The sequence below is a fragment of the Dietzia sp. SLG310A2-38A2 genome, from assembly GCF_014145095.1.
GTDB lineage: Bacteria > Actinomycetota > Actinomycetes > Mycobacteriales > Mycobacteriaceae > Dietzia.
In genome coordinates this window covers 1-10,965 of sequence record NZ_JAALDX010000085.1, presented here as the reverse complement: position 1 = coordinate 10,965, position 10,965 = coordinate 1, and the positions used below count along the sequence as shown (strand labels likewise).

Genomic DNA, 10,965 nt, shown 5'->3' with positions numbered 1-10,965 from the left:
CTCCGCGAGGCGCGCGCGCTCGCCGAAGTGATCGGGGTCGCGGCGGACGGCCCGCCGACCGTCCTCATCCGCGCGGACAACTCGTGGCGGACGGTGTCCGCCGCGGTGGCGGTGGGTCTGACGGGCGGGATGCTCGCGGTGATGAGCGGCCATGCGACGCGCTCGGAGTTCGACATCGCGGCCGAGGACTTGCAGCCGGACGTCGTGGTCACGGCCGTCGAGACAGCCGAGCTGTGGGGGCTGGCCGAGCACGGGTTCGTGGAGGCCGGACGGGCTCTCGGTGGCTGGGTGGTGGCGGGACCGCCCGGCGGCCGATCGAAGGGTGTCGAGCGGTGGAACGGCGGCGCGGTGGCCGCCATGACCTCCGGGTCGACCGGCCGCCCGAAGTGCGTGATCCAGACCGAGGACGCCCTGCGCTACGCCGGTCGGGCGACGATCGATGCCGTGGGGCTCCACCCCGGGGACGCGGTGGGTGCACTGGTGCCGCTGTCCTCTGCGGCGGCGATCTGCTTCGGTATGTACCTACCGACCATGCTCGGCGGTGCGATGGTGGCGCTGGAGAGATGGAAGCCGGAGACCGCGGTAGCGCTCCTGCGCGATCAGCGCGTGGCCTGGACCATGCTGGTGCCGACCATGGCTCTGCAACTCACCCTGGTCGACGGGGCAGAGGGGGCGCTGACGGCGATGCGGGCCATGACCGTCGGGGGCGGCCCGATGAACCAGAAGGCCCTGCACGACGCCGAGGTCAAGCTCGATACGACCCTGCTGCGGGTGTTCGGGATGTCCGAGTGCCTGGGACACACCACCCCGTCGCCCTCGGACGACGTGGAGGTGCGCCTGGGACGGGACGGCCGCCCGTTCCCCGGCACCGAGGTGAGGGTGGTCGACGAGTTCGGCACCGTGCTCGAGCCGGGAGAGCTGGGGTCCCTGCAGGTCCGCGGGCCGTCGCTGTTCGTGGGATACGCCCGCGAGGGCGTCCCGGTGGCGCCTGAAGTCAACGCCGAGGGCTTCCTGGCCACCGGTGACCGTGCCGTGATCCACGACGACGGAAGCGTGAGCATCCGTGGTCGGGAGAAGGACCTCATCATCCGCGGCGGGCGCAACATCGACATCAACGAGGTGGAGGGCGCACTCGCCGCCATCCCGGGGATCCACCAGGTGTGCGTGGTCCCCGTCCCTGACCCGGTCCTCGGCGAACGAACCGCCGCGCTCGTCGTCTCGGAGGGTGAGCCTCTCGGTCTCGACGAGATCCGCCGTCACCTGGAGGCGGCGGACTTCCCGAAGTTCAAGTGGCCGGAGTTCGTGCGGTCGGTGTCGGTGCTACCGCAGTCCAGGGTGGGCAAACTGGACCGCAAGGGTGCGGCGAGTCTCGCGGCGGAGATCTTCGGAGACTGAGCCACGCGGCGAGTCGGGCCGGCGAACCGCCGTGTCGACGGATACGGGTGTGACCTGAACTCACTTTCCTTTAACCTGGACGGATGATCACGAACACGGGGGGTACAGGCGATGGCGCCAACCAAGACTGAGGGCCCGCGGTCCAAGAGGAACGTCATCCTCGAGGCGGCGGTGGCCAACTTCGGCAGCGTCGGCTACGAACACACCAAGTGGGCGACGATCGCGGGCGAGGTGGGAATCGGTCAGACCGCGCTCTACCACTACTTCGAGTCCAAGGCGCACTGTCTGCTCACCATCATGAGCGCCGAACTCACCCGGTACCACGAGCGCTTCACGGTGGCGGTCGAGGGAGTGGGCGACGCCGAGACCGCGCTGCGGGCGGCGATCGCCAGCGCCTACGACATCAGTGAGACCGAGGCACTCCAGGCGCGGATCCTGCTGCACCACATCGACATGCTCGCCACGCCGCGCTCGTCCGAGCGGGAGGAGGAGGAGCGGGTCCGGGCACGCGAACTCGTCCGGGTGGTCGAGCGGGAGTGGACTGGACTCCTGGAGCGGGGGATGGACTCCGGGGAGTTCCCCCGCCGCGACCCGGTCGAGCTCGGGCGATTCGTGCTCGGACTGCTCAACTCAGTGTGGAACTGGTACCGGCCCGGCGGGAGCCGGTCCCTGCCCGAGGTATCTGAGTCAGTCATGGGGGCGTGCGAACGCCTCGTGCACTGAGGCGACCCCTCGCCGGGCGGGATCCCGGGCGGTCAGGGTCCCGTCCGGCCGGTCGCCGCGGCTGCGGGACGGTGCAACCGGGCACGGATCAACCGGCCACGGTGGTACCGTGTCGGCATAGACTGAAGTGAATTCAACTACGGAGGAACCGTGTACAACCTCATCGTCATGGCGTCCAAGCCCAGTGAGTGGACCCACGAGCAGTTCATCACCTGGTGGCGCGGCGAGCACGCCGAGGTGACCTATCCGCTTCCGGGCCTGCGTCGCTGGTCCCACACGGCCGTCAAGGAGACCGGTGGCAACAAGCATTCGCTGGGCTGGGACGGGGTGTCGGTCCTGAGCTTCGACTCGAAGGAGGCCTACGACGCGATGCTGGAGAGCCCCGAGTGGGCGAAGGCCGCCGAGCACGTCGGCGCCATGGGCGGCCGCGCCATCATGGTGATGGGCGACGAACAGGTCATGGTCTCCGACTCGTGACCACCGAGGGAACGGACTGGACTGACCTCGGGTGCCATCCGGTGGCCGAGGGCGTCCACCGGATCCCGCTCCCGATGCCGCAGGACGGCCTGCGCGCGATCAACGTCTACGTGATCGAGGGCCCGGACGGGGTCTCTCTCATCGACGCCGGGTGGAACGTCCCGGGCAACCTGGAGATCCTGGTCGACGGACTGCGGTCGGTCGACGTCGGGCTCGACGAGGTGACCGACGTTCATGTGACGCACATCCACCGCGACCATTACACGATGGGGCCGGAGCTGCGCAGACGCGTCGGGAGCCGCATCCACCTCGGCGGTGGCGAGCGACCCGGGTTGATCGAGCTCCGCGAACTGCGCACCAGCGTGCCGACGGACTCGCTCGACCAACTCCGTCGGGCGGGCGCTCCGGAGATCGCCGAGGCGTCACGGGTCGAGGCGCTGGCCGAGCCCTGGCTGGCCGAGGACTGGGAGCTGCCCGACACATGGACCGAGGAGGGCCCGGTCTCGGTGGCCGGGCGGCCGATGGAGGCGCGGCGGACCGCCGGCCACACCAAGGGGCACCTCGTGTTCGACGACGAGGCCCTCGGTGTGACGTTCACCGGCGACCACGTCCTGCCCAGGATCTCCCCGTCCATCGGCTTCGAGCTCGGGGGGTGGGACGATCCCCTGGGCGACTACCTCGCCTCGCTGGAGGCGATGCTGGACCGTCCGGACACCCTCATGCTGCCGGCGCACGGCCAGGTCGGGGGGAGCGTCCACGGCCGGGTCCGCGAGCTGCTGTCCCATCACGACTCGAGACTGGACGCCACGCGTGCGCAGGTCCTCGCCTCTCAGGGGGCGACCGGGCTCCAGGTGGCGTCTGCGCTGCCCTGGACCCGCCGCGAGCGCGCGTTCGCCTCCCTCGACGGCTTCAACCAGATGATCGCGACCTGCGAGACCATGGCCCACCTGGACGTCCTGGTGGCGAGGGGTGACGTCGTCGTCGACGAGGTCTCGCCCGCCGGCGTGCAACGCTTCGTCACCGCCTGAAGCTTGGCCCCGCAGTCCGCGGTCCGGGCTCGCTGGTGGGCGCCCGCGGGCCCGGACCGCGTCCTCACCGTGCGGTCCAGCCGCCGTCCGCGTAGAGCTCGCTGCCGGTCATGAACCCGGCGTCGTCGCTGGCCAGGAAGGCCACGCAGCCGGCGATCTCCGCGGGCGTGCCGAGGCGCCCCATCGGGGTGCCCGAGAGCATTCCGCGGTGGCGTTCACTGCCCGCGTAGCGCTCGAGGAGCTGGGGGGTCTCGATGAATCCGGGGTGCAGGGAGTTCACCCTGACGCCCCTGGTGGCCCAGTGCATCGCGGCGTTCTTGGACATGGTCCGCACCGCTCCCTTGGCGGCATGGTAGGCGAAGCTGTTGCCGAACCCGCCGACGCTTCCGAGGATCGAGCAGACGTTGACGATGGCCCCGCCTCCGGTGCGTTCGATCGCCGCGCCCGCGTGCTTCATGCCCAGCCACACGCCGGTCTGGTCGACGTCGATGACGCGCTGCCAGTGCTCGGGGCTCTCGTCCTCCACCGTCTTGAGGCTGCCGATCCCCGCGTTGTTCACCAGAGCGTCCAGTCGACCGTGGGCTTCCATCACGCGGGAGACCGCGGAGATCCACTGCTCCTCCGACGCCACGTCGAGTTCGACCGTCAGGTGAGGGGCGGTGAGGTGGGGGCCGGCCGGGAGGGAGGAGGCCACCTCGGCGAGGGGGGTGCCGGGGAGATCCGCGACGACGACGATGGCTCCCTCCTCGGCGAGCCGGCCGCAGATCTCCGTCCCGATGCCACCGGTCGCGCCCGTGACGACGACGACCCGGTCGTGAAAACGCTCCATGTGTTCGACCCTTCTGGTGCTGGTGGGAGATGTCCCCGTCCACGATAGATGAACTGAACTGACTTCAGTGAAAGTCCGGCAGTCCGGCCGGGTTCGGCGTCCGGTCAGGCCCCCGGCGGGAACGCCACCATCAGTGACTCGGCGATGCAGGCGGGCGTGTCGCTGCCCTCGACCTCGATCGAGTAGTGCACGCACGCCAGGACGCCGCCGGCCCGCGCCTCGCGCGTCCACGCCACCCGCCCCACCGCCCGGATCCTGTCCCCGGGGCGGACGTACGAGGGGAACCGCACCTTGTCGAGTCCGTAGTTGATCGCGCGACCGATTCGCTCGAACGTGAACAACCCGGAACTGAGGCGGGGGAGGAGCGACAGCGTCAGGTATCCGTGGGCGACGGTCGATCCCATGTCGGACGAGGCCGCTCGCTGCGGGTCCACGTGGATCCACTGCCAGTCCTCGGTGACGTCGGCGAAGGCGTCGATGCGGTCCTGGGTGACGGCGAACCAGTCGCCGGCCCGGAGTTCGAGACCGGCGGCCGCGCGGAATTCGTCGACGCCGTGGAATACGTGGGTCATGGGGTCCTCCTCGGTGGGGTGGTGCCGGAGAGATCCGGCGACACGCACGGTAGCGGCCCCGGGCCCGACACGCCCCGCGTTTCCCGAATCCGGTTCAGTCGGGCAGCGGCTACCGTTGAGGGGTGAACGAGGATAACGGTCCGGACCGGCGGAGCCTGGCCATCGGCTACGTCCCGGGCGTGCAACCTGACAAGTGGATCACCCGGTGGCGCGAGCGCAATCCGCTCGTGCCGATCTCGGCGCGGCGTGTGGGCGACCCCCGGGCGGAGCTGGCGTCGGCGCCGGGGGAGGGCGGTTTCGACGTCGTCTTCCTCCGTGAGGCCGACCACGCCCCCCGCTCCGCCCCGGCCGGACTATTTCGCATTCCGCTGTACACCGAGACCATGGCGGTGCTCGCGGCCCGGCACCATGAGATCGGTGCGTACGGGTCCCTGTCCCCGGCCGACCTGGAGGGGGAGCCGTGGCTCGACCCCATCGACGCGACCACCGCGACCCCGGACGAGGTCTCTGCCGCAGTGGACCTGGTCGCTGCCGGGGTCGGGCTACTGGTCCTACCTCAGCCCTACGCACGCTCGCTGAGTCGCCGGGACGTGATCGAGCGACCGCTGGAGGGGGTGCCCGCCACCCGCATGGGCGTCGCCTGGTCGTCAGGCCGCGAGGGCGACGAGGTGATCGACGAGTTCGTGGGCATCGTCCGAGGTCGCACCGCCGCCACCTCGCGCAATGCCGGGGACGCGCCCAGGGAGAAGCTCAACGCCCGGCAGAAGTCGGCCGCGAGGGCGCGGGCGCGGGGTGAGCGGCCACGGGACGAACAGGGACGGGGTGAACAGCCACGCGGCCGGCAGCAGTCGCCGAGGGGGAAAGGCCGCTCGAAGCGCGGGCGGTGACGGGTCAGCGACCACGCCCGTTCCTGCCCGCGCCCACCATGCCGCGGGCGAAGTCCAGGTGCCGTGCCACCACGTCGTCCCTCGTCAAGGGGCCGTCGGGGCGGTACCAGGACGAGATCGATACGCACAGCGACGAGATCGCGCGGGCCGCGTCCTCGGGGTGCTCGCAGGTGAAATCCCCCGAGTCGACGCCGGCCCGGATGGTCTCCTCGATCATCGACTGCTGCAGGTCCCGCTGGGCGATGTGGTGGGCGCGGACGTCCGGCTCCATGCTCCGCATCTCCGTGGAGGCCACGAACGCCTGGTCCCGCCTGGCCATGTGGAAGCGCGCCAGGCACTCGACGAGGTTCTCGAAGCGGGCGACCGGGTGGCTTCCGGCGTCCTCGACCGCGGCCCCGGTGTGCTCGAGCATCTCCGCCATCGCGGTGTCCACCACGGCCGCGAGGATCACCTGCTTGGAGCGGTAGTGGTGGTAGAGGCCGGGAACCGACAGCCCCGCCTCCTCGGCGATCATCCTGATCGAGGCCCCGTGATACCCGTGCCGCGCAAAGATGACCAGGGCGGCACGCAACGGTGGCGACAGGGTGTCGGGCCCGAATTCTCGCCAGTCGCTCATGGGTGGACTCTCCTCGGTCATCGAAAAACCCTAGCTGTCGATCACTTGACACGTGATGTGGTGTGGGCAACACTACATCGGACCGAGCGATCGATCGGTCGGGACGGCCGAACGGAGGGTGATGATGAGCGAACCGAGTCCGCGCCCCTGGCGGGAGCTGTACCGCCCGGGTCTCGACGAGAGCCTCGTGGGCAGGAGGACGACTCTGGTCGACGCCTGGCGCAGCCGGGTCGACACCAGTCCGGAACGGACCGCCATCGCCTACTTCGACTCCACCCTGACGGCTCGCGAGGTCGACCGGATGTCGGATGCCCTCGGTGCCGCGTTGCAGGAGCGCGGCGTGGTGGTCGGCGACCGCGTCGGCATCCACCTGCAGAACATCCCGCAGTACGCGATCGCCCTGCTCGCCCTGTGGAAGATCGGCGCCGCGGCCGTGGTCCTCAACCCGATGTACTTCGGTCGCGAGCTCCGGCTCCCCGTCGAGGACTCCGGTGCGGTGGGGATCATCGCGACCGACCGGGACGTCGCCGCGATCCGCGAAAGCGTGGAGGGCACCGACGCCGGATGGATCCTGAGCACCAGCGAGCAGGACCTGCAGACCAGGAACGACCCCCGGGTGTTCGACGGTTCGGACCCCGGAGCGCCGTCGGAGGACGGGGAGCTGCTGCGGCTCATCTCCGACTTCGCCGGACGAATCCCGGCTCCCGTCGCGGTAGCGCCTGACGACCTGGCGCTGCTGACCTACACCTCCGGCACCACCGGACCGCCCAAGGGTGCGATGAACTCGCACGCGAACGTGGTGGCCGTGGCCCGGAGCTTTGCCGACTTCGTGGGCGTCGTGCCGGGCGATGTGGTGCTGGCGATCGCGCCGCTGTTCCACATCACCGGTGCGGTCATCAACGCGACGCTGGGACTACTGGGGGACACCACCCTCGTCTTTGCCGGGCGCTTCCGACCCGAGGTGGTGCTGGACGCGTTCCGTGAGCACGAGGTCACCTACACGATCGGGTCCATCACCGCGTTCAACGCGCTCATGCGCCTGGACGAGGCCGGACCGGACCACTTCGCGTCCGTCAAGACCCTCTACAGCGGGGGAGCGCCGATCCCGCCGTCGACGGTCGAACGGTTCGCCGAGCGCTTCGGGCACTACATCCACAACGGGTACGGCATGACCGAGACGACCTCCGGGGTCGTCGCCGTCCCGCCCGGACTCCGCGCGCCCGTCGACGAGTCCAGCGGCACCCTGTCCATCGGTGTCCCGCTCCCGGGGATCGACGCGACCGTGGTGGGGGTCGACGACCGACCGGTCCCCGCCGGGCAGCAGGGTGAGCTGGTCCTCAGCGGGCCCCAGATCGTGTCCGGCTACTGGCGCAACGAGGCGGCCACCGCCGGGGCGATGCCCGGCGGCCGACTGCACACCGGCGACGTCGCCGTCATGGACTCCGCTGGCTGGGTCTACCTCGTCGACCGGCTCAAGGACCAGATCAACGCCTCCGGCTACAAGGTCTGGCCGCGCGAGGTCGAGGACGTCCTGTACGAGCACGACGCCGTCTTCGAGGCCGCCGTCGTGGGCCTGCCGGACGAGTACCGCGGCGAGAAGGTGGTCGCGTTCGTCTCCCTCAAGGCGGGCCGCACCGCCACCGAGGACGAGCTGGTCGCCTTTGCCGCCTCGAGACTCGCCGCGTACAAGCGGCCGAGCGAGGTCCATGTGGTCGGTGAACTCCCCAAGACGCAGACGGGCAAGATCCGCCGCCGGGAGCTCCGCGACGAACACACCCCCTCCTGATCCTCACAATCCACTGACCCTCACGACCCACTGACCCTCACGACCCCTGATTCCCCTGAACCCACCCGAAGGGAAATGACATGGCCGAGGCCACGATCCATCCCGACCTCCCCTCAGAGGTCACCCCGTCCCAGTCCGCATCGGGCAACAAGAACGCCAAGAGGTCGCTCGCGGCCAGTACCACCGGGCAGCTGTTCGAGTGGTACGAGTGGACCGCCTACGCGGTGTTCGCCCCGTTCATCGCGGCGGCGATGTTCAACAACGAGAACCCGGTGTCGGCCCTCCTGGCGACCTTCGCGGTCTTCGCGGTGGGCTTCCTCGTCCGACCGCTCGGCGGGATCGTCTTCGGCCGGATCGCCGACGTCAAGGGCCGCAAGTGGGTCCTCATCACCACCATGCTCATGATGGCGGGCGCGAGCCTGCTGATCGGCCTGCTGCCGAGCTACGAGACCCTGGGTGTCTTCGCGTCCGTGCTGCTCCTGCTGTGCCGGATCGTCCAGGGTTTCGCGCACGGTGGTGAGTCCGCGACCGCGTACAGTTACGTCGCGGAGATCGCACCTCCGCACCGTCGAGGCATGTGGGGCAGCCTGGTCTTCGTCGCCATCATGGGTGGCACCGTGATCGCCTACGGCGTCGGCGGCACCATCACCGCAGTGCTGTCCGAGTCCGCCGTCGGCGAGTGGGGCTGGCGCATCCCGTTCCTGCTCGGCGCCGTCTTCGCCCTGTTCGTGCTGTACCTGCGGGCCGGCATGGAGGAGTCCGACGTCTTCGACAAGGCCGCCGAGGCCGCCGCCGCCGACCCGACCTCCCCGGTCGTCACCTTCTCCAAGGGCCGTCTGGCCCGTGCGATCGCGCTGGTCGTGACCATGGTCTCCGGCGTCACCGTCGCCCATTACACCTGGAGCTCGTACGCCTCCACGTTCGCGATCACGCAGCGCGACATGGATGCGGGCGCCGCCTTCTGGATGATCTTCGGCAGCCAGCTGATCGCCCTGTGCACCCTTCCGCTGTGGGGCCTGCTCTCGGACAAGATCGGCCGTCGTCCAGTGATCTTCATCTTCGCGGTCGGCACCATCGTCACCACCCCGTTCCTGATGGGGATGATCGACGACCGACCGTGGACCCTGTTCCTCACCTCGCTGATCGCCATGACTCTGGTCGCCGCCGCCGGCTCCATCCTCTCGTCGTTCATGTCCGAGGCGTTCCCCACCAAGATGCGCACCGCCGGCATCGGATTCGCCTACTCCCTGTCCGTCGCGGTCTTCGGCGGCAGCGCACCGTACCTCAACGCGCAGTTCATCGAGTGGGACGTGTACTGGATGATCAGCGCCTACATCATCGTGCTCTGCGTCTGCACCATCATCGCCACGGCGATCATGAAGGAGACCCGAGGCAACGACCTGCACACGGTCGGCCAGCGCTGATCCCCCGGTTCCGGTCCCCCGACAACCACGACCCACGAGGATCCAGTTCATGACCACTCCATCTCCAGAGTCCGCCGACCAGCCCCTCGACACCCTGCTCCGCCCCGAGGTCGTGGGCCCCAAGATCGCCGAGGCCACGGGTGAGAAGGCATGGACGGACTTCTCCGCCGAGCTGATAGCGGGTGGCAAGTCCAACCTCACGTTCACGCTCCGCTCGGACGCCGGGGAGCTCATCCTGCGTCGTCCGCCCACCGGCGACCTCCTGCCGAGCGCGCACGACATGGGGCGCGAGGCCCGCATCCAGCTGGGTCTGGCGGACACGGACGTCCCGGTCGCGAAGGTGGTGCTCAACGAGACCACCGGGGAGGACCTGGGCGTTCCGTACTACGTGATGGAGAAGGTGGTCGGCCACGTCATCCGTGACGCGTTGCCGCCGGGCTTCGCGGAGTCCGACGACGACAAGGCGGCAATGGCCGACGCCCAGATCGACGCGATGGTCGCTCTCCACGCCGTGGATCAGGACTCCGTGGGCCTGGGAGACCTGGGTCGTCCCGAGGGTTACCTCGAGCGGCAGCTGCGCCGGTGGTTGGGCCAGTCGGAGAAGGCCACGGAGTCAGTCCGCGCCGAACGCCTGCCCGACCTGGCGGCGCGTCTCGGGGAGAGCATGCCCACCTCGCCGTCGTCGCGGATCATCCACGGCGACTACCGCATGGACAACTATGTCGTGGACCCCGACGACCCGGGCCGCATCAAGGCGATCCTCGACTGGGAGCTGTCGACCCTCGGTGACCCGGTCGCCGACCTGGCGCAGACGGTTCTGTACTGGGGCGACCCGGACGGGCCGGCGGTGCCGCTCATCCCCAGCCTGACCACCGAACCCGGATGGCCCGGCCCGCAGCGGCTGCTCGACCGCTACTGTGCGGCGACCGACACCGATCCCGCCCACATGCCCTGGTACCTGGCGTTCGCCACCTTCAAGTTCGCCGCGATCGCCCAGGGCGTGGCCACCCGCTCGGCGGCCGGTGACATGGCCGGGCAGGACTTCGGCGACATCGGCCCGCAGATCCGCCAATTGGTGGACCACGGCCACTCGATCCTCGACTCCCGGAAAGGCACCCACTGATGGCTGAAACCGCCCCCGACGTTCGCGCTTCCGACGTTCCGGCTTCCGGCGCCACCGCCACCCGCGCGCACGGGCCGGTCGACCCCCGCACGGGCCCCCGGACTG

11 protein-coding genes are annotated in these 10,965 nt (G+C 69.8%); 8 read left to right on the top strand and 3 right to left on the bottom strand.

Annotation, left to right across the window (positions count from 1 at the left end; translation table 11 throughout):
• The 4 genes from G6027_RS03590 to G6027_RS03575 all read left to right on the top strand — a co-directional run.
• The coding region (locus tag G6027_RS03590) for a class I adenylate-forming enzyme family protein (protein WP_182635476.1) at nucleotides 1–1,395 on the top strand (1,395 nt) is incomplete at its 5' end.
• Nucleotides 1,396–1,506: 111 nt separating this feature from the next.
• Nucleotides 1,507–2,118, top strand: a complete 612-nt coding sequence (locus G6027_RS03585; protein WP_182635474.1) for a TetR/AcrR family transcriptional regulator — start codon at nucleotides 1,507–1,509, stop codon at nucleotides 2,116–2,118.
• Between the two features lie 150 nt (nucleotides 2,119–2,268).
• The gene (locus tag G6027_RS03580; RefSeq protein WP_182635473.1) at nucleotides 2,269–2,595 is read left to right on the top strand and encodes an EthD domain-containing protein; all 327 of its coding nucleotides are present in this window, start codon (nucleotides 2,269–2,271) and stop codon (nucleotides 2,593–2,595) included.
• Complete coding sequence (locus G6027_RS03575) at nucleotides 2,592–3,623, top strand: MBL fold metallo-hydrolase (protein WP_346995617.1); 1,032 nt, start codon at nucleotides 2,592–2,594, stop codon at nucleotides 3,621–3,623. Before G6027_RS03580 ends, G6027_RS03575 begins: the two co-directional genes overlap by 4 nt.
• Nucleotides 3,624–3,687: 64 nt before the next feature.
• Here G6027_RS03575 and G6027_RS03570 read toward each other — a convergent pair whose 3' ends face one another.
• Nucleotides 3,688–4,452, bottom strand: a complete 765-nt coding sequence (locus G6027_RS03570) for an SDR family oxidoreductase (RefSeq protein WP_182635471.1) — start codon at nucleotides 4,450–4,452, stop codon at nucleotides 3,688–3,690.
• A 104-nt stretch (nucleotides 4,453–4,556) separates the two neighbouring features.
• Nucleotides 4,557–5,024 carry a MaoC family dehydratase gene (locus tag G6027_RS03565; protein ID WP_182635469.1) on the bottom strand — a complete coding sequence of 156 codons (468 nt, stop codon included), beginning with the start codon at nucleotides 5,022–5,024 and terminating at the stop codon, nucleotides 4,557–4,559.
• Nucleotides 5,025–5,146: 122 nt separating this feature from the next.
• On the opposite strand from G6027_RS03565, the gene G6027_RS03560 reads away from it, so the two are divergent.
• Nucleotides 5,147–5,911 (top strand): LysR substrate-binding domain-containing protein, encoded by a 765-nt coding sequence (locus G6027_RS03560; protein ID WP_182635467.1) that lies wholly within the window; start codon nucleotides 5,147–5,149, stop codon nucleotides 5,909–5,911.
• Between the two features lie 4 nt (nucleotides 5,912–5,915).
• Here the strand turns inward: G6027_RS03560 and G6027_RS03555 are convergent, their stop codons facing one another.
• Complete coding sequence (locus tag G6027_RS03555) at nucleotides 5,916–6,527, bottom strand: TetR/AcrR family transcriptional regulator (RefSeq protein ID WP_182635465.1); 612 nt, start codon at nucleotides 6,525–6,527, stop codon at nucleotides 5,916–5,918.
• A gap of 121 nt (nucleotides 6,528–6,648) precedes the next feature.
• Between G6027_RS03555 and G6027_RS03550 the strand changes: the two genes are divergently transcribed.
• The 3 genes from G6027_RS03550 (at nucleotide 6,649) to G6027_RS03540 (ending at nucleotide 10,860) form a co-directional block, all read left to right on the top strand.
• Nucleotides 6,649–8,313, top strand: a complete 1,665-nt coding sequence (locus G6027_RS03550; protein WP_182635463.1) for an AMP-binding protein — start codon at nucleotides 6,649–6,651, stop codon at nucleotides 8,311–8,313.
• 80 nt (nucleotides 8,314–8,393) lie between these two features.
• Nucleotides 8,394–9,737 (top strand): MFS transporter, encoded by a 1,344-nt coding sequence (locus G6027_RS03545; protein ID WP_187702559.1) that lies wholly within the window; start codon nucleotides 8,394–8,396, stop codon nucleotides 9,735–9,737.
• A gap of 49 nt (nucleotides 9,738–9,786) precedes the next feature.
• The gene (locus G6027_RS03540; RefSeq protein ID WP_182635461.1) at nucleotides 9,787–10,860 is read left to right on the top strand and encodes a phosphotransferase family protein; all 1,074 of its coding nucleotides are present in this window, start codon (nucleotides 9,787–9,789) and stop codon (nucleotides 10,858–10,860) included.
• The last annotated feature ends 105 nt before the right edge of the window (nucleotides 10,861–10,965 follow it).